This window comes from Pseudomonas lactis (assembly GCF_001439845.1).
GTDB lineage: Bacteria > Pseudomonadota > Gammaproteobacteria > Pseudomonadales > Pseudomonadaceae > Aquipseudomonas > Aquipseudomonas lactis.
Genome location: NZ_JYLO01000004.1, coordinates 122,118 through 141,047, shown reverse-complemented (window position 1 = coordinate 141,047; position 18,930 = coordinate 122,118). Strand labels below are relative to the sequence as shown.

The 18,930-nt window shown below is 61.5% G+C and carries 16 protein-coding genes; 10 read left to right on the top strand and 6 right to left on the bottom strand.

The genetic code is table 11. The features are described from left to right. The first annotated feature begins 19 nt into the window (after positions 1-19). Both TX24_RS07665 and TX24_RS07660 read left to right on the top strand, forming a co-directional pair. Entirely contained in the window at positions 20-2,149 is a 2,130-nt protein-coding gene (locus TX24_RS07665) for a TonB-dependent siderophore receptor (RefSeq protein WP_057710181.1), read from the top strand. A gap of 665 nt (positions 2,150-2,814) precedes the next feature. Then, positions 2,815-3,414 carry a hypothetical protein gene (locus TX24_RS07660; protein ID WP_003190550.1) on the top strand — a complete coding sequence of 200 codons (600 nt, stop codon included), beginning with the start codon at positions 2,815-2,817 and terminating at the stop codon, positions 3,412-3,414. 7 nt (positions 3,415-3,421) lie between these two features. On the opposite strand, the gene TX24_RS07655 is transcribed toward TX24_RS07660, so the two are convergent. Both TX24_RS07655 and TX24_RS07650 read right to left on the bottom strand, forming a co-directional pair. Continuing rightward, on the bottom strand, positions 3,422-4,144 hold the full coding sequence (locus TX24_RS07655) for a FadR/GntR family transcriptional regulator (RefSeq protein ID WP_003190551.1): 723 nt from the start codon (positions 4,142-4,144) through the stop codon (positions 3,422-3,424). 48 nt (positions 4,145-4,192) lie between these two features. Next, positions 4,193-5,929 carry an IlvD/Edd family dehydratase gene (locus tag TX24_RS07650; protein WP_003190553.1) on the bottom strand — a complete coding sequence of 579 codons (1,737 nt, stop codon included), beginning with the start codon at positions 5,927-5,929 and terminating at the stop codon, positions 4,193-4,195. Between the two features lie 191 nt (positions 5,930-6,120). On the opposite strand from TX24_RS07650, the gene TX24_RS07645 reads away from it, so the two are divergent. From TX24_RS07645 to araH, 7 genes are all read left to right on the top strand, one after another. Further along, positions 6,121-7,443 (top strand): MFS transporter, encoded by a 1,323-nt coding sequence (locus tag TX24_RS07645; protein WP_034135673.1) that lies wholly within the window; start codon positions 6,121-6,123, stop codon positions 7,441-7,443. A 16-nt stretch (positions 7,444-7,459) separates the two neighbouring features. Beyond that, positions 7,460-8,452 (top strand): AraD1 family protein, encoded by a 993-nt coding sequence (araD1, locus tag TX24_RS07640; RefSeq protein WP_034135672.1) that lies wholly within the window; start codon positions 7,460-7,462, stop codon positions 8,450-8,452. Between the two features lie 10 nt (positions 8,453-8,462). Further along, on the top strand, positions 8,463-10,043 hold the full coding sequence (locus tag TX24_RS07635; RefSeq protein WP_057710058.1) for an aldehyde dehydrogenase (NADP(+)): 1,581 nt from the start codon (positions 8,463-8,465) through the stop codon (positions 10,041-10,043). Between the two features lie 16 nt (positions 10,044-10,059). Further along, positions 10,060-10,923: an SMP-30/gluconolactonase/LRE family protein gene (locus TX24_RS07630; protein WP_057710057.1), complete on the top strand. Its 864-nt coding sequence runs from the start codon at positions 10,060-10,062 to the stop codon at positions 10,921-10,923. 139 nt (positions 10,924-11,062) lie between these two features. Next, a complete protein-coding gene (locus TX24_RS07625) occupies positions 11,063-12,067 on the top strand; it encodes a substrate-binding domain-containing protein (RefSeq protein WP_057710056.1) in 1,005 nt (334 codons plus the stop codon). Further along, a complete protein-coding gene (araG, locus tag TX24_RS07620; protein ID WP_057710055.1) occupies positions 12,064-13,566 on the top strand; it encodes an L-arabinose ABC transporter ATP-binding protein AraG in 1,503 nt (500 codons plus the stop codon). Before TX24_RS07625 ends, araG begins: the two co-directional genes overlap by 4 nt. 9 nt (positions 13,567-13,575) lie before the next feature. Then, positions 13,576-14,544 carry an L-arabinose ABC transporter permease AraH gene (gene araH / locus TX24_RS07615; RefSeq protein WP_057710054.1) on the top strand — a complete coding sequence of 323 codons (969 nt, stop codon included), beginning with the start codon at positions 13,576-13,578 and terminating at the stop codon, positions 14,542-14,544. A gap of 115 nt (positions 14,545-14,659) precedes the next feature. Here araH and TX24_RS07610 read toward each other — a convergent pair whose 3' ends face one another. Beyond that, on the bottom strand, positions 14,660-15,808 hold the full coding sequence (locus TX24_RS07610) for an aldose epimerase family protein (RefSeq protein WP_054898567.1): 1,149 nt from the start codon (positions 15,806-15,808) through the stop codon (positions 14,660-14,662). 138 nt (positions 15,809-15,946) lie between these two features. Here TX24_RS07610 and TX24_RS07605 point away from each other — a divergent pair, with 138 nt between their 5' ends. After that, complete coding sequence (locus tag TX24_RS07605; protein WP_003190563.1) at positions 15,947-16,714, top strand: SDR family NAD(P)-dependent oxidoreductase; 768 nt, start codon at positions 15,947-15,949, stop codon at positions 16,712-16,714. Positions 16,715-16,846: 132 nt separating this feature from the next. Here the strand turns inward: TX24_RS07605 and TX24_RS07600 are convergent, their stop codons facing one another. From TX24_RS07600 to TX24_RS07590, 3 genes are read right to left on the bottom strand one after another with little or no spacing between them, the layout of a single operon-like run. Beyond that, positions 16,847-17,443: a glutathione S-transferase family protein gene (locus TX24_RS07600; protein ID WP_003190565.1), complete on the bottom strand. Its 597-nt coding sequence runs from the start codon at positions 17,441-17,443 to the stop codon at positions 16,847-16,849. A 30-nt stretch (positions 17,444-17,473) separates the two neighbouring features. Further along, the gene (mug, locus tag TX24_RS07595; protein WP_003190566.1) at positions 17,474-18,007 is read right to left on the bottom strand and encodes a G/U mismatch-specific DNA glycosylase; all 534 of its coding nucleotides are present in this window, start codon (positions 18,005-18,007) and stop codon (positions 17,474-17,476) included. Further along, positions 18,004-18,870: a LysR substrate-binding domain-containing protein gene (locus TX24_RS07590; RefSeq protein WP_003190567.1), complete on the bottom strand. Its 867-nt coding sequence runs from the start codon at positions 18,868-18,870 to the stop codon at positions 18,004-18,006. The genes mug and TX24_RS07590 overlap by 4 nt, the downstream gene beginning before the upstream one ends. Between the last annotated feature and the right edge of the window lie 60 nt (positions 18,871-18,930).

Here is an 18,930-nt window from a genome sequence, read left to right as displayed (position 1 = left end):
TTCACTAGGTTCCACACCCATGCGTCGTACCCTGATTTCCATCTGTGTGCTCCAGGCGTTTTCCCCCTTCGCGTGGGCAGAGCAGGTGCCTGCCGAGAATGCCAGTATTGAGCTGCAAGCGACCAATGTCACCGCCACTGCGGACCTTGAGTCGGCCCAAGGCCCCGTGCAGGGCTACCACGCCACACGCTCAGCCAGTGCGACGCGCACCGACACCGCCATTCATGAAACTCCACAGTCCATCAGCGTAGTGTCCAAGGACGTGGTCGAAGACCTCGGTGCAACGCGCCTGCAGGATGCCCTCGATTACGCGGGCGGGGTGGGCCGTGCCAACAATTTTGGCGGCCAGGGCCTGACCACCTTTACCGTGCGCGGCTTCACCACCGGTGAGTTCTACCGCAACGGTTTCCCGATCAACCGCGGTTATCCGAACATGCCGGACGCCAACACCATCGAGCGTCTGGAAGTGCTGCGCGGCCCCGCGACCATGCTCTACGGCCGTGGCGATCCAGGCGGTACCTTCAACGTGGTATCCAAGCAGCCGCTGGCTGAACGTACCGTCACCCTGGGCAGCCAGCTCAATGACCAGGGCATGAAGCGCGGCACCCTGGATGCCTCCGGCCCGCTGGATGAAGAAGGCCGCCTGGCCTATCGCCTGAACGTGGTGGGCGAGGGCGGCGACACCTTCCGCGATCACGTCGAGACGGAACGCTACGGCGTGACGCCGGTGATCACCTGGCAGGCCACCGATGACACCAAGGTGACCTTCGAAGGCGATTTCATGCGCAACAACCACCCGCTGGACCGTGGCCTGACGCGCTTCCCCAACCAGCGCGGCACGCCATCCCGTGACACTTTCTGGGGCGACAAGGACGCTGGCAAGCTGCACAACGACAACAACATGGCGCAGTTGCGTTTCGAGCATGCACTGAGCGACAACTGGACCCTGGGCGGCGGTTTCCAGTGGTTGGACGGCAGTTTGAAAGGCAATGCCATCGAAGCCAACGGGCCGGGCAGCCTAGGCACTGACGGCCGCACCCTGCAACGCAACTTCAACTACCGCAAGTTGGAATGGACCGACAAGGACTACCAGCTCAACTTGACCGGGCACTTCTCCACTGGCGGCTTCGATCACACTTTGCTCACCGGTATCGAGTACGAGGACTACGACTACAAGTCAATTATCCAGCGTTCCAGCGCCGCAGCGGGCACCTATCCAATTGACATCTTTGACCCGGTGTACGGTCAACCCCGTCCGGCACTGACCCGTACGCCGACCCACGACAAAGAAAACCTCAAGACCTACGCCGCTTTTGTACAGGACCAGGTTGCTCTCACTGAACGTCTGAAAGTGCTGGCCGGTGCCCGATTCGAGCGTTTCGAGCATGATTACCAGAACTATGTAGGTAAAAGCTGGCAGGCCGCCGACAACGCCGTCACCCCACGCGTGGGTGTGATCTACGACCTCACCGACACCGTCGCGGTCTATGCCGATGCTGCGCGTTCGTTCAAGCCCAACACTGGCGCCAGCCGCGAAGGCGGTGGTTTTGCGCCGGAGAAGGGCAAGTCTTACGAGATGGGCATCAAGTGGGAGGCGCTGGATCGGCAGTTGAGCGTTGATGCGGCGATCTATCAGATCGAGAAGAAGAACGTGCTGACCACTGATCCCGTGGACAATACCTTCAGTGTCGCGGCTGGCCAGGTGCGCAGTCGGGGCTTCGACCTCAATGTGGCAGGCAACCTCACGCCCGAATGGCGCGTGATCGGCGGCTACGCTTACGTAGATGCGGAAGTTACCCGTGATAACACGTTGCGCTCCGGCACACGCTTGATGAACATCCCGCGCAACAGCTTCAGCCTGCTTAACGTCTACGAGTTCCAGGACGGCGCGCTCAAAGGCCTGGGCCTGGGCGTCGGCGGCAAGTACGTCGACCAGCGCGCCGGCCAGACTGCTAACACGGCATTCTCCATGGACGCTTATACCGTGGTCGACTTGCTCGGCTACTACAAGGTCAATGAGCATGTGCGCTTGAACCTGGATGTGAAAAACCTGTTCAACCGCGAGTATGAAGAAGGCGCGTTCGGCAATATCTACGCCTACCCCGGAGCACCGCGCACTGTGCAGGTGGGCATCGCCTACACCCTGTGATGAACAGCGTCGATATGTGGAAGCTGGCTTGCCTGCGATGACCATAGGTATCTACACAACTTAGTGGACTGTAGCAGCGGACGGTAACCACGATGCGAAGCGAGTCGCTCTTGATCTGCTTTTGATCTTGATCTTAAGCGCCCCGTCAAACCACGCTGGCCGGAATTCGACAGTGATTTGGGGGGTAAACCGGCAGGGATGCCGGTTTAGCCGCCCCGCGCCATGGATGGCGCGTGGCGGCGGCCCCCCAAATCACTGGCGGATTACGGGCACACCGAGCCTAGGCGAGGTGCCGAGTGGTGGGGCAAGAGCGTTTTGCTTACTTTTGTCTGGGCCGGCATTCCGGCTTTTCAAAAGTGAGCCGCCGTCAGGGCGGAACCCTTAGTGGCCGTTACCGCAGGAATGGATATGTACACGGTCCAACTGTGTTGACTGTCAGGCCGCCTTCGCAGGCAAGCCAGCTCCCACATTTGGATCTTGGGAGCGCCAGGTAGATAGGCGCTGACCGTAGGCCGTCACGGGAGCAAGGGGCCCTGCCTCCTATTCACCTGTCAGGTTTGACAGTAGACACTGGCCCTTGATCGAGGGATGTTTGCCCCTAACGTGCCAGCGCAGCGGTCGGCGCTCATTGCTTTTCGAAGCCACGCTTAATAGGGATATTAAAAATGGAACGGGAACTGATCGACGAAGTTGAAGAACTGATCAAAAAGACTAACGATGCCGAGCGTCTGTTCACCCGATATGCCACCAAGTGCTACACATCAGCTTTGCAAAAATATGCCAAGGAGATCAGCGAAACCTCCTATACCTATCTGCTGGCCGAGCTGGCCGAAAGTTCGCTGAGTTCGGAAATTCTTGGCCGCCCAGGCGCCAATATCAGCCTGGTCAGGATCGAGATAGAGGAGGTCATGCTCGAAGCCGATGTCATCAAGAAACTCAAGCGGGCCGAAACCCATTACCTGGAAACCCTGGAATCGGTGCGCAAGTTCGAAGACCTAAAACGCTTCGAAAAAATGCAGGACACGTCCGATATCGTCCGCTCGATAAAACTCGGGGTGTCACGGTTCAATATCCTGTTTGTCATTCTGCTGATCGGCGGGTTGACCTGGGCGGCGATCAATCTGCCTAAAGAGGCCTTGGCATTGATTTCCGCGGCGATCGGCGGCGCCATCACTCACTTGCTGTCCGAGCGCCAGGCCGTCCTGGCGCTGAAAAAAGAGGGCGATAACACCTGCCCCAGAGCCAACAATAACAGTCAGGAATGACGCGGGCTCACAACGGCGTCAACACATTCATCACCGTGTCCAGCGCCACCCGGGTGTCATCCAGTTGCACCAGCGACGCATGCCGTGCGCCCAGGGCATCGCGGTTCTGGATCGCCGTGAGGATCGCCTTGTGCCGCGGCAGACTCAGGCCCTGAATGTCCGGGCGGCGGTTGGTGATGTTGATCGACTCGCGCAACGGCAACGAGAGCATGTTGCACATATAGGCGAGCAGGTCGTTGCGGGTGGCGTCGGCAATCGCGCGGTGGAAGTCCAGGTCGGCCTGCAACAGTTCCTCGTGGGTCTTGGCGGTTTCCATGCCCTGGTAGGCGTGTTCGATGGTGGCGATGTCTTCATCGGTGGCGGTGGTCGCGGCCATGGCGGCGATTTCCGGTTCGAGGATGCGGCGCACCCCGGCCAGGGTGTTGAAGAACTCGCTGTGGGGCGTGGACTGCATCAACCAGGACAGCACGTCCGGGTCGAGCAGGTGCCATTTCAAGCGTGGCCGCACCACCGCGCCCACCCGTGGCTTGGAATACACCAGGCCCTTGGCGCTGAGCACTCGCGTGGCTTCGCGCAATACCGAGCGGCTGACCTGGTATTCCTCGCACAGCGTGGCTTCCATGGGCAACCGTTCCTCGGGCTTGAAGCGACCGGAAACGATGTGCATGCCCAAGTCCTGAACGATCTGGGCATGCTGGCTCTTGCGCGGCTTGGGCGGCTGGTGATCCATAACGACGGGGAGGCTCTGGCTTAGATTCGCCGCATCATAGCATCCCAATTAGTGGGAATGCCGTGGGACTTCCGCCCCGCGACAGCCCACCAGGAAGTCAAAGTCGCAGCCTTGGTCGGCCTGCAGCACATGGTCGATGTACAGCTGGCGATAGCCGCCGACGATGAGGTTCTGCGCGGGCGGCAGGTCGGCCATGCGCGCTGCCAGCTCGGCATCTGGAATGTCCAGGTGCAGGCGACCATTGGCGCAATCGAGTTCGATCCAATCACCTTCCTTCACTGTCGCCAACGGCCCGCCGGCTGCGGCTTCCGGGGCCACGTGCAACACTACGGTGCCGTAGGCGGTGCCGCTCATGCGCGCATCGGAAATGCGCACCATGTCCGTCACACCCTGGGCCAGCAGCTTGGCCGGCAAGCCCATGTTGCCGACTTCGGCCATGCCGGGGTAACCCTTGGGGCCGCAGTTTTTCATGACCAGGATCGAGTTGGCATCCACGTCCAGCTCCGGGTCGTTGATGCGTGCCTTGTACATGTCGAAGTTCTCGAACACCACGGCGCGGCCACGGTGCTGCATCAGTTCGGGGCTCGCGGCCGAAGGCTTGAGCACCGCGCCCAGGGGCGCGAGGTTGCCACGCAGCACGCAGATGCCGCCGTCGGCGCGGATCGGGTTGTCCAGGGTGCGGATCACTTCGTCCTGGCCGTAGATCGGTGAATCCTTGGTGTTCTCGCCCAGGGACTTGCCGTTGACGGTCAAGGCGTTGGGGTGCGGGATCAGGTTGGCTTCACCCAGGCGGCGCAGCACGGCGGGCAGGCCACCGGCGTAGTAAAACTCCTCCATCAGAAAGCGTCCGGAGGGCTGCAGATCGACGATGGTCGGCATGCCGCGGCCGATGCGGGTCCAGTCATCCAGGTCGAGTTCGACGCCGATGCGCCCGGCGATGGCTTTTAAGTGGATCACCGCGTTGGTCGAGCCGCCGATGGCTGCGTTCACGCGGATAGCGTTTTCGAACGCCTCCTTGGTAAGGATCTTCGACAGCTTCAAGTCTTCACGCACCATCTCCACGGCGCGCATGCCCGACATGTGCGCCAGTACATAGCGACGCGCATCCACGGCCGGAATCGCCGCGTTGTGGGGCAGGGAAGTACCCAGTGCTTCGGCCATGCACGCCATGGTAGAAGCCGTGCCCATGGTGTTGCAGGTGCCCGCCGAACGCGACATGCCGCCCTCGGCCGCGAGGAAGTCATCCAGGGTGATGGTGCCGGCCTTGACCTGTTCGCTGAGCTGCCACACCACTGTTCCCGAGCCGATGTCCTGGCCCTTGTGCTTGCCGTTGAGCATCGGCCCGCCGGTGACCACGATGGCCGGCACGTCACAACTGGCCGCGCCCATCAGCAGCGCGGGGGTGGTCTTGTCACAGCCGGTGAGCAGTACCACGCCATCAATCGGGTTGCCGCGAATCGCTTCTTCCACGTCCATGCTCGCCAGGTTGCGAGTGAGCATCGCAGTAGGGCGCAGGTTGGATTCGCCGTTGGAGAACACCGGGAACTCCACCGGGAAGCCACCGGCCTCGATCACGCCACGCTTGACGTGCTCGGCGATCTGGCGGAAGTGCGCGTTGCACGGCGTGAGCTCCGACCAGGTGTTGCAGATACCGATGATCGGTTTGCCATGGAACTGATGGTCGGCAATGCCTTGGTTCTTCATCCAGCTGCGGTACATGAAACCGTTCTTGTCGGCGGTACCGAACCACTGGGCAGAGCGTAGGCCGGGCTTTTTGTCAGGCATGATCGATTCTCTTATTGTATGACTATATGTTCTATGCGTGCTTAAACATAAGCGCAAAATCGCCGCTTTGGAAGTGTTGTTTTGCAAATAGTCATACTATATAGTCGATCCTAACTGAGGTATGGCCCTGGCGGATTTCGTCAGAGGCGTCCCCCGAGCTTCTATAAAAACAACAATCGGAGATCGACCCCATGAGCCAGGAACTGCGGCTTATTCGGCGCATCACGCTGAAACTGATTCCCTTCCTGATCCTGCTGTACCTGATCGCCTACGTGGACCGTTCCGCCGTGGGCTTCGCCAAGCTGCACATGGGCGCTGACGTGGGCATCGGTGACGCCGCCTATGGCCTCGGTGCCGGGTTGTTCTTCATTGGCTATTTCCTGTTCGAAATTCCTAGCAACCTGATGCTCGACCGCTTCGGCGCACGGCGCTGGTTTGCGCGCATCATGATCACCTGGGGCGCCATCACCATTGGCATGGCGTTCGTGCAGGGGCCGCACAGCTTCTATGTGATGCGCTTTCTGCTGGGCGCGGCGGAGGCGGGGTTCTTTCCCGGCGTGCTGTACTACATCACCCAATGGTTCCCGGTGCGCCATCGCGGCAAGATCCTCGGGCTGTTCATCCTCTCCCAACCGATTGCAATGATGATCACAGGCCCCGTGTCCGGCGGTCTGCTCGGCATGGACGGCATCCTCGGCCTGCATGGCTGGCAGTGGCTGTTTATCGTGATCGGCACCCCGGCGATCCTGCTGACCTGGCCGGTGCTGCGTTACCTGCCGGACGGCCCCCAAAAGGTCAACTGGATGAGCGAGGAAGAAAAAGCCTGGCTCACCGGCGAGCTGCACAAAGACCTGCAGGCCTACGGCCAGACGCGCCACGGCAACCCCTTGCATGCGCTCAAGGACAAGCGCGTGTTGCTGCTGGCGCTGTTCTACCTGCCGGTGACCTTGAGCATCTACGGCCTCGGCCTGTGGCTGCCGACCCTGATCAAACAGTTTGGCGGCAGCGACCTCACCACCGGCTTCATCTCCGCCGTGCCGTACATCTTCGGCATCATCGGCCTGTTGATCATTCCGCGCAGTTCCGACCGCTTGAACGACCGTTATGGCCATCTCGCCGTGCTGTATGTACTGGGCGCCATCGGCCTGTTCTGCAGCGCCTGGCTCACCGTGCCGGTGCTGCAAATGGCCGCGCTGTGCCTGGCGGCGTTTGCAATGTTTTCCTGCACCGCCGTGTTCTGGACCCTGCCGGGGCGCTTCTTTGCCGGCGCCAGCGCGGCGGCCGGTATTGCCTTGATCAACTCGGTGGGCAACCTCGGCGGCTATATCGGCCCGTTCGTGATCGGTGCGCTCAAGGAGTACACCGGCAACCTGGCCTCAGGCTTGTATTTCTTATCCGGTGTGATGGTGTTCGGCTTGCTGCTGACCCTCGTGGTCTACCGCTTGTTGGAGCGCAAGCACGTGCTGCCCGCCGACCAATTCGCCGCCAGCGCCCGTGGCGCCACACGCACTTAAATCCAGGAGAACCCGCATGCGTTTAGTTCAGTTCGAGTTGAGCAACGGTGAGCGCCGCGTCGGCGTGGTAGAAGGCAACCAAGTGCGCGAAGTGCGCGGCGCCCACAGCGTGCGTGAACTGGCGCTGGCCGCCATCGACGGCGGCGGCAAGTTGCAGCAACAGGTAGAGGCCCTCGGCCTGGGCGCCAGCCATGACTACGCCGCCTTGTTGGCGCACCACAAGATCCTGCCACCGCTAGACCACCCGGACCCAGCACACATGCTGATCAGCGGCACCGGCCTCACCCACCTGGGCAGTGCCTCGGCCCGCGACAAGATGCACCAGCAGGCCGGCGACGACAGCGCGATGACCGACACCATGCGCATCTTCAAATGGGGCGTGGAGGGCGGCAAACCAGGCGCCGGCCAGGCCGGTGTGCAACCGGAGTGGTTCTACAAAGGCGATGGCAGCATCGTCGTGCGCCCGGGCCAGGCGTTCCCGGTGCCGCCGTTCGCCGAAGACGCCGGCGAAGAACCGGAAATCGGCGGCCTCTATGTGATCGGGTATGACCGTAAACCCTATCGCCTGGGTTTCGCGGTGGGCAACGAGTTCTCCGACCATGTGATGGAGCGCAAGAACTACCTGTACCTGGCCCATTCCAAGCTGCGCAGTTGCAGCTATGGCCCGGAGCTGCGCGTGGGCGAACTGCCCCAGCACTTGGCGGGCACCAGCCGCATCCTGCGCAACGGCGAGGTGATCTGGCAGAACGAATTCCTCAGTGGCGAGGCCAATATGTGCCATAGCCTGGAAAACCTCGAATACCACCACTTCAAATACAGCCAATTCCTCAAGCCGGGCGATGTGCACATTCACTTCTTCGGCACCGCCACCTTGTCATTCGCCGACGGTATACGTACCCAGCCGGGCGATGTGTTCGAGATCAGCCAGGCTGAATTCGGCGCGCCGTTGATCAACGGTATCGGCAGCAGCGATGCGGCATTTGAACCCGGCCAAGTCACCCCCCTTTAAGGAGATCAACATGACCCCGTTCCTCGGCCACAACTACATCGGCGGCCAGCGCAGCGCCAATGGCAGCATCAAGCTGCAAAGCATCGACGCTACCACCGGCGAAGCCTTGCCCCAGGATTTCTACCAGGCCACCGCCCAGGAAGTGGACGCCGCCGCCCAGGCCGCGGCCCAGGCGTACCCGGCCTATCGCGCCTTGAGCGCCGCACGGCGTGCGCAGTTTCTGGATGCGGTGGCCGATGAGCTGGACGCCTTGGGCGATGACTTCGTCGAACTGGTCTGCCGCGAAACCGCCTTGCCGGCCGCACGCATCAAAGGCGAGCGTGGGCGTACCAGCGGCCAGATGCGTCTGTTCGCCACCGTGCTGCGCCGTGGTGACTTCTACGGCGCGCGTATCGACAAGGCCCTGCCAGAGCGCCAGCCGCTGCCGCGCCCAGACCTGCGCCAATACCGCATCGGCCTTGGCCCGGTGGCGGTGTTCGGCGCCAGCAACTTTCCTCTGGCATTTTCCACGGCTGGCGGCGATACCGCTGCCGCGCTGGCCGCCGGTTGCCCGGTGGTGTTCAAGGCCCACAGCGGGCACATGGCGACCGCCGAGCGTGTGGCCGATGCGATCATCCGCGCTGCCGAGGCCACCGAGATGCCGGCCGGCGTGTTCAATATGATCTTTGGCGGCGGCGTCGGTGAGGCGCTGGTCAAGCATCCGGCGATCCAGGCGGTGGGCTTTACCGGTTCGCTCAAAGGCGGCCGCGCCCTGTGCGACATGGCCGCGGCGCGCCCGCAACCGATCCCGGTGTTTGCCGAAATGTCGAGCATCAACCCGGTAATCGTGCTGCCCCAGGCGCTGCACGCCCGCGCCGAAAGCATCGCCCGCGACCTGACCGCCTCGGTGGTACAAGGCTGCGGCCAGTTCTGCACCAACCCAGGCCTGGTGATCGGTATCGCCTCGCCTGCGTTCACCGCGTTCACGCAACAGGTCGCGCAATTGATCGGCGAGCAACCGCCACAAACCATGCTTAATGCCGGCACCCTGGGCAGCTACGGCAAGGGCCTGGAAAAACTCCTCTCTCACCCGGGCATCCAGCATCTGGCGGGCAGCGCGCAATCGGGCAACCAGGCGCAACCGCAACTGTTCAAGGCGGATGTACGTCTGTTGATTGACGGTGACGAAGTGCTGCAAGAGGAAGTGTTCGGCCCCACCACGGTGTTCGTCGAAGTGGCCGACCAAGCCCAACTCAGCGCCGCCCTGCAGGGGCTGCACGGGCAGTTGACCGCCACGCTCATCGGCGAACCGGGCGACCTGCAACAGTTCGCCGAACTCACGCCCCTGCTGGAACAGAAAGTCGGGCGCATCCTGCTCAACGGTTACCCCACTGGCGTGGAAGTGTGTGATTCCATGGTCCACGGCGGGCCGTACCCGGCAACTTCGGATGCGCGTGGCACCTCGGTCGGCACCCTGGCCATCGACCGTTTCCTGCGCCCGGTGTGCTTCCAGAACTACCCTGATAGCCTGCTGCCCGATGCGTTGAAAAACGCCAACCCCTTGCGTATTCAGCGCCTGGTAAATGGCACGCCATCGCGCGAATCGCTGTAACTGATCAGGAGGCTTCATGTCGTTGAGCGCAGTCACCCCGCACCGTGCCCGGTTGGGCGAAGGGCCGTTCTGGGATGCACCGACCCAGGCCCTGTATTGGGTGGATATCGCCGCCCGCCAGGCACTGCGCCTGATGGGTGGGCAGTTGCAGGTGTGGCAGTTGCCCGAGCACGTCTCGGCGTTCATCCCCTGTGAACGCGGCGATGCGTTGGTGACCTTGAGCAGCGGCGTGTATCGCCTGGACCTGGCCACCGAAGCCTTGACCCTGCTGTGCGTAGCCGACCCGCAAGCGGGCAACCGTGGCAATGAAGCACGCTGCGATGCCCAGGGCCGGCTGTGGTTGGGCACCATGCAGAACAACATTGGCGAGCAGGGCGAAGACCTGCCGATTACCCGGCGTTCCGGTGGTTTGTTTCGCATCGATGCGGATGCAACGGTCACGCGGTTGCTCAACGGCTTGGGCATTCCCAACACGTTGCTTTGGAACGAGGAGGGCAGCCAGGTGCATTTCGGCGACAGCATGGACGGCACGCTCTATCAGCATTCGATCCAGGTTGACGGCCAACTCGGCGCCGCCCAGGCCTGGTTCGGGCCGCACACACGCGGCGGGCCGGATGGTTCGGCCATGGACGCCGAGGGCTACATCTGGAACGCGCGCTGGGACGGCAGTTGCCTGCTGCGGCTAACGCCCTTGGGTGAGGTGGATCGCATCATCGAACTGCCGGTCAGCCGGCCCACCAGTTGCGTGTTCGGTGGGCCTGAGCTCACCACGTTGTATATCACCAGTGCTGCGAGTCCCTTGGGGCATCCGTTGGATGGTGCGGTACTGGCGATTGAAATGGATGTTCCCGGAAAACCCTGTCACCGCTTCGCCGGATAACCTGTAGGAGCGGGCTTGCCCGCGAAAAACGTCAACGATAACGCGTTCATGCTGGATGGGCGCGTCGCCCTCGGGTTTTTCGCGAGCAAGCTCTCTCCTACAACGTTCTACCTAAAAACAACAACAAGGAGTCACCCCTATGAATCGTCGTCGTGGTTTGCGTTCCCTGTGCTGCGCCGCTGTGGCGGTCTCGGCCATGAGCTTGAGCGGCCTGTTGCTGGCCGCTGAAGAAGTAAAGATCGGCTTTTTGGTCAAGCAGGCCGAAGAGCCCTGGTTCCAGACTGAGTGGGCGTTTGCGGAAAAAGCCGCCCAGGACAAAGGCTTCAAACTCATCAAGATCGCGGTGCCCGACGGCGAGAAAACCCTCTCGGCCATCGACAGCCTGGCCGCCAACGGTGCCAAGGGCTTCGTGATCTGCCCGCCAGACGTATCCCTGGGCCCGGCCATTGTCGCCAAGGCCAAGGCCAACGGCCTGAAAGTGATGGCCGTGGATGATCGCTTTGTCGATGCCAAGGGCAACTTCATGGAAGACGTGCCGTACCTGGGCATGGCCGCGTTTGAGGTGGGCCAGAAGCAGGGCGCCGCCATGGCCGCCGAAGCGAAAAAACGCGGTTGGGACTGGAAGGACACCTACGCGGTGATCAACACCTTCAACGAACTCGACACCGGCAAGAAACGCACCGACGGCTCGATCAAATCCCTGGAGGAGGCCGGTATTCCCAAGGACCACATCCTCACCGCCCCCCTGAAAACCCTCGACGTGCCCGGCAGCATGGACGCCACCAACTCTGCCTTGGTCAAGCTGCCAAGCGGGGCGAAGAACCTGATCATCGGCGGCATGAACGACAACACCGTGCTCGGCGGCGTGCGCGCCACCGAAAGTGCCGGTTTCGCCGCAACCAATGTGATCGGCATCGGCATCAATGGTACCGACGCCATCGGCGAATTGAAGAAAGCCAACAGCGGCTTCTTTGGTTCGATGCTGCCCAGCCCGCACATTGAAGGCTATAAAACCGCTGAGATGATGTACGAGTGGGTCACCCAAGGCACCGAGCCGCCGAAATACACCGCCATGGACGAAGTGACGCTGATCACCCGTGAAAACTTCCAGGCGGAACTGACCAAGATCGGGCTGTGGAAATGACCGCTGCGGCCCTGCGGTTTGACGGCATCGGCAAGACCTTTCCCGGGGTCAAGGCGCTGGATGGCATTTGCTTCACCGCCCACCCCGGGCAGGTGCACGCGCTGATGGGCGAGAACGGCGCAGGCAAGTCGACCCTGCTGAAAATCCTCGGCGGCGCCTACATTCCGTCCAGCGGCACCGTGCAGATCGGCGCGCAGACCATGGCCTTCAAATGCGCCGCCGACAGCATCGCCAGCGGTGTGGCGGTGATTCACCAAGAGCTGCACCTGGTGCCGGAAATGAGCGTGGCCGAGAACCTGTTCCTCGGGCATTTGCCCACGCGCTTTGGCGTGGTCAACCGGAGCCTGCTGCGCAAGCAGGCCCTGGCCTGCCTCAAGGGCCTGGCCGATGAAATCGATCCCGACGAGAAACTTGGGCGCCTGTCCCTGGGCCAGCGCCAACTGGTGGAAATCGCCAAGGCGCTGTCTCGCGGCGCCAACGTGATCGCCTTTGATGAACCCACCAGCAGTTTATCGGCGCGGGAAATCGACCGCTTGATGGCGATCATCACGCGCCTGCGCGACGAGGGCAAAGTGGTGCTCTATGTGTCGCACCGTATGGAAGAGGTGTTCCGCATTTGCGACGCGGTGACGGTGTTCAAGGACGGCCGCTACGTGCGCACCTTCGAGGACATGAGCACGCTGACCCACGATCAACTGGTGACCTGCATGGTCGGTCGCGATATCCAGGACATCTACGATTACCGCCCGCGTGAGCAGGGCGACGTGGCGCTCAAGGTGGACGGCTTGCTCGGCCCCGGCCTGCGTGAACCGATCAGTTTCCAGGTGCGCAAAGGCGAGATCCTGGGCCTGTTCGGGCTGGTGGGCGCGGGGCGTACCGAGCTGTTTCGCCTGCTCAGTGGGTTAGAGCGCGCCAGTGCCGGAAGCCTGGAACTGTGCGGGCAAGCGCTGCAACTGCGCTCACCCCGCGACGCCATCGCCGCTGGCGTGCTGCTGTGCCCGGAGGACCGCAAGAAGGAAGGCATCATTCCGCTGTCCAGCGTGGCGGAAAATATCAACATCAGCGCCCGCAGCGCCCATGCCTCGTTCGGCTGGCTGCTGCGCGACGGCTGGGAGAAGGGCAACGCCGAGCGGCAGATCCAGGCCATGAAGGTCAAGACGCCGAATGCCGAGCAGAAAATCCTGTACCTGTCCGGCGGTAATCAGCAGAAAGCCATTCTTGGCCGCTGGTTGTCGATGCCGATGAAGGTCCTGCTGCTGGATGAACCCACCCGCGGTATCGACATCGGCGCCAAGTCGGAGATCTACCAGATCATCCATAACCTGGCGGCCAGTGGCATAGCGGTAATCGTGGTGTCCAGCGACCTGATGGAAGTGATGGGCATCTCCGACCGCATCCTGGTGCTGTGCGAAGGCGCCCTGCGCGGCGAACAACTGCGCGAACAGGCGACTGAATCCAACCTGCTGCAACTGGCCTTGCCACGCGGCCTGGCGAACTGAGAGACGACCATGACTATTCAAAACAACGCGTTGCCCTCGTCACGCAAACCTATGGACATGCGCGCATTGCTCGACAACTGGGCGATGTTGATGGCAGCCGTGGGCATCTTTGTACTGTGTGCCTTGCTGATCGATAACTTCCTCTCACCGCTCAACATGCGCGGCCTGGGCCTGGCGATTTCCACTGTGGGCATCGCCGCGTGCACCATGCTGTTCTGCCTGGCCTCGGGGCACTTCGACCTGTCGGTAGGCTCGGTGATCGCCTGCGCCGGGGTGGTCGCGGCGATTGTGATGCGCGATACCGACAGCGTGATGCTGGGCATTGGCGCCGCGCTGCTGATGGGCCTGATGGTGGGGTTGATCAATGGCATCGTGATCGCCAAGCTGCGGGTCAACGCCTTGATCACTACGTTGGCAACCATGCAGATCGTGCGCGGCCTGGCTTATATCTTTGCCGACGGCAAGGCGGTAGGGGTGTCCCAGGAGCAATTCTTCGTGTTCGGCAACGGCCAATTGTTTGGTGTGCCGGTGCCGATTCTGATCACTATTGTCTGCTTCCTGTTTTTCGGCTGGCTGCTCAACTACACCACCTATGGGCGCAACACCATGGCTATCGGCGGTAACCCGGAAGCGGCGTTGCTGGCCGGCGTGAACGTTGACCGCACCAAGATCCTGATCTTTGCCGTGCACGGCCTGATTGGCGCGCTGGCTGGAGTGATCCTGGCGTCACGCATGACCTCTGGCCAACCGATGATCGGCCAGGGCTTCGAGCTGACGGTGATCTCGGCCTGCGTGCTGGGTGGGGTGTCGCTGAGCGGCGGCATCGGCATGATCCGCCATGTGATTGCCGGGGTGTTGATTCTGGCGATCATCGAGAATGCGATGAACCTCAAGAACATCGACACTTTCTATCAGTACGTGATCCGCGGCTCAATCCTGCTGTTGGCCGTGGTCATCGACCGCATGAAACAACGCTGAACCCAGGCGCTGTGAAAAACCAATGTGGGAGCTGGCTTGCCTGCGATAGCGTTGGTTCAGGCAATAATTGAGTAGCCTGTGCCACCGCCATCGCAGGCAAGCCAGCTCCCACAGTTTAATCAGCGGTGAACTTGAAAATAGTGTGTTGGGTGTAAGTCTGCCCTGGATTCAAACGCGTTGAGGCAAAGCTCGGCTGGTTAGGCGCATCGGGAAAGTGCTGGGTCTCCAAGGTAAATCCACTCCAATGCTGATAGGTCTTGCCGCCTTTGCCCTTCACCGAACCGTCCAGGAAGTTGCTGGTATAAAACTGTACGCCGGGCTCTGTGGTGTAGAGCTGCAAGCGTCGGCCCGACTCAGGATCATGCACTTCGGCGGCCAGTTGCTTGACGTCCCCTTTGGTATCCAGCGCCCAGTTGAAGTCGAAGCCACCTTGCTTGGGCTCGGCGAATTTGAGCTGCGGATGGTCTGCCTTGATGTGCTGGCCGATGGGTGTGGGCTTCAGGAAGTCCATCGGCGTGCCCTTGACCGGTGCCAGTTCGCCGGTGGGAATCAAGGTGGCATTCACCGGTGTGTAGTGGCTGGCGTGCAAGGTGGCGACCTGCTTGAGAATATCGCCGTTGCCCGCACCGGCCAGATTGAAGTAGCTATGGTTGGTGAGGTTGAGCACCGTCGGCTTGTCGGTGGTGGCGGTGTAGTCGATGTGCAGTTCGTTGTTGTCGTTGAGGCGGTAGGTGACCTCGGTCTTCAAGTTGCCCGGAAAGCCCATTTCCCCATCTTTGGACAGGTAGGTGAGGGTGACGCCCACCGAGTCTTTGTCCTTGACCGATTTGGCTTGCCACACCTGCTTGTCGAAGCCCTGGGCGCCGCCATGCAATGAGTTGGGGCCGTCGTTGAGCGGTACCTGATAGCGTTTGCCATCGAGTTCGAAGGCGCCGCCGGCCAGGCGGTTGCCGAAGCGGCCGATGGTGGCACCGAAAAACGCGGTACCGCCTTGATAGCCTTGCACGTCATCGAAGCCCAGTACCACGTCGTCGAGCTTGCCGTGTTTGTCCGGCACTTTGAGCGACTGCAGCACACCGCCGTAGGTGATCACCGTGGCTTGCATGCCATGGCTGTTGCGCAACACGTACTGTTCGACGGCGGTGCCGTCATTGGTTTTACCGAAGGGTTTGTGTTCGCTGCTAAGGCCGGCAGCGTGCGCGCCGCCGCTGGCGATCAGCATGGACAGCGCGAGGCCGGACAGCAGGTATCGAGGGTGCTTCATGGTCGAACTTCCTTTTGTTGTTTTGCTGGAATAGTTCTACTAATTTGAGATATTTTGTCGATATGACAGCAGATTTATAGCCTTTAACGCCGTTCTTGCAAAATAAAATAAGACTAATTAAGCGGAGTACTGATTGTTATGACTACCCAGCAAGCGATTTATCCCGACCTCAAGGACAAAACCGTGCTGGTTTCCGGCGGGGCTTCGGGGATTGGCGAGTTCATGGTGCGGGCCTTCGCCGCGCAGGGCGCCAAGGTGGCGTTCGTGGACCGTGCACAGAGCCAAGGTGAACGCCTGGCGGCGCTGCTGAACTCCAAAGGGCAGAGTGTCGAGTTCGAGTGCTGCGATATCACCGACGAGATCGGCTACCGCGCGGCGATCGGGCGCTTCGAGCATTCCCTGGGGCCGATTACGGTACTGGTCAACAATGCAGCGAACGATGTGCGCCACAGCCTGGAAGAAATCGACTCGCACCTGTTCGACCAGCTGATTGCGGTCAACCTCAAACATGCCTTCTTTGCCGCCAAGGCGGTGGTGCCGATGATGAAAGAGGCCGGCGGCGGCTCGATCATCAACCTGGGCTCGGTGGGCTGGATGATGGCCTCGGCCGGCTACCCCGTATACGCCGCCAGCAAGGCTGCCGCCCACGGCATGACCCGAGCCCTGGCGCGGGAACTGGGGCCCAACCATATCCGCGTCAACACCTTGGTACCGGGTTGGGTGATGACCGAAAAACAACTGGCCATGTGGGTCGACGACGCCGCCAAGGACCTCATCGCCCGCAGCCAGTGCCTGCCCGGCAGCGTGATGCCGGAACACATCGCCAACATGGCGCTGTTTTTGGCCTCGGATGCCTCGGCGATGTGCTCGGCGCAGAACTTTATCGTTGACGGCGGATGGGTGTAGCGACGCGAACAGGGCCCTATGTAGGAGCGAGCTTGCTCGCGAAAAACGTCAACGATAACGCGTGTAGCCTGAGTAAACGCGGCGTCTATGAGTTTTTCGCGAGCAAGCTCGCTCCTACACATTAGCGCGAGTTCATTCGATGGGGTAACGCTTGAACGCCGGGTGCTGCTCCAGGCGTTCAGCATGGCGCTTGAGGTTGGGGAACGCATCGGCCTTTACCACCGAGGCCACGGTGAACTGGCTGAACGACCAGGCGACCGCTGCGGTAATCGACGCCTGGGTCAGCGCTTCATTGCCTGCCAGCTGCTTGTCCAGCAACGCATAAGCCGCCAGCAGTTGCCCGGTAACGCGCTCAAGCCACGGCGCATGCAATTTTTCAGCGGGGCGAAGGTTGTGTTCATAGACGATCTGCACGCTTTTTTCACAGGCCGCCAGCGCGAGCCCAAGCAGTTGCAGGTCGCGGGCGCGTGCAGCCGGTTGTTGGGGCAGCAGCTTCTTGTCAGCCGGCGCCAGCGCTTCCAGGTAATCGAGGATCAGGCTCGAATCCATCAGCACCGTGCCATCGTCCAGCATCAGGGTCGGGGCCTTGACTACCGGGTTGATCTGGGCAAATTCAGCGTAAGTGCTGAACACCGAAAGCGGTTCATGAACAAAGTCCACCCCGTATAACTCCAGGGAAACAGCCACGCGGCGTACGTAGGGCGAGTCCAGCATTCCGACCAGTTTCATGCAGCCTCCATTGCTTACAGGGTGTTGGGCTCACGAGATTAAGGGCGCGGGCCTGGATTGCGCAACGGCGTTGTGCAGCAGCCGATACGCCTGCACCAATTGATCGAGGCTGAACGCCAGGTTGCGCCCGCTGGGGTTGGGCAGCACCCAGACCGAGGCCCCGCCCAGTGGCTGCGCTTGCAAACCCCAGGCGACCTCGCGCTGGCCGCTCAGCGCGCTATAGCCGGGCTTGCCGAGGAACGCGACGAAGCGCGGGGCATGGCGGCGGATCTTGTGTTCGAACGCCGCCGCCGCGTCCTGGAACTCATGCCGCGCCAACTCGCCTGCACTGGCCGTTGGACGTGCCACCAAGGTGGTCAATCCGCAACCGTAGTGCAGCAAGGTGGCACCGTCTTGCGGGCGGATTTCATGGGGCGTGAAACCGGCCAAATGCACGGTGCGCCAGAAGCGGTTGCTGCGATTGGCAAAATGCAGGCCGAGGGCGGCGGAGCCCTTGCCAGGGTTGATGCCGCAGAACAGGACATGCAAGTGGTCGGCGAGGAGGTCGTCGAGTCGGTCGTTCATGCCGCATCTCCCTGCAAATGGCTCGATAGCCACTCGATAAAACACCGCGCCAGGGGGTCGTTCTCGCTGTCGCGATGGGTCAGTAGCGCCCAGCTGGGGCCGCGAATGGTGGCGTCTACCAACGGCGTAAGCAAACCTTTGGCTTGCCCCTGGCGGCTGAGCAACTGGCTTACCAGGCCAATCCCCAACCCGGTGCACACCGCATCCAGCAATAAACCGGGGTCGGAAAAATTCAGGCCCTGGTCCTGTTGGCCCACATCAATCCCGGCTTCCACCGCCCAATGGCTCCAGTCCATTTCCCGCTCACCGTGCAAGGTGGTGCGTTGCTCAAGAGGCACCTCCAGCACCTGCGGGTGGCATGCCGGAAACAGCCGGTCGATATGCAGCACCTTGAAGCTGCATTCGGCCTGGGAGCTGATGTCGTCGCGCACCGCCAAATCGATGGTCTGGCTGGCCATGTCTGGCACTTCGTCGGTGCTGAAAATCCATAGATCGACCTGCGGGTGTTGGCGGCGAAAGTCGGCCAGGCGGGGCAACAGCCAATGCCGGGCGAAGGTCGGCGTGGTGTTGAGCACCAATTGATTGGGTTTGCGGTATTGCCCAAGGCGCCGCACGCCGACGGCCAGTTGTTGCAGTAAGGCCTGGGTGGTGCTGAGGAAATCCTGGCCGGCGTCGGTCAAGCTGACGCTGCGCCCGCTGCGAAAAAACAGCGGCTGTTCAAGGTACGCCTCCAGGCTGCGAATCTGCTGGCTGATTGCCGATTGGGTCAAGTGCAGCTCTTCGGCGGCTTTGTGAAAACTGCCCAGCCGAGCGGCGGCTTCAAAGCCGCGAAGGGTGCCGAGGGGCGGCCAGTGGTTGAGCATGCTGATAAGTTCCTCTAATCAGTTTTGCGCAAAATTCATCGTTTGTTTGCGCTATTTCTT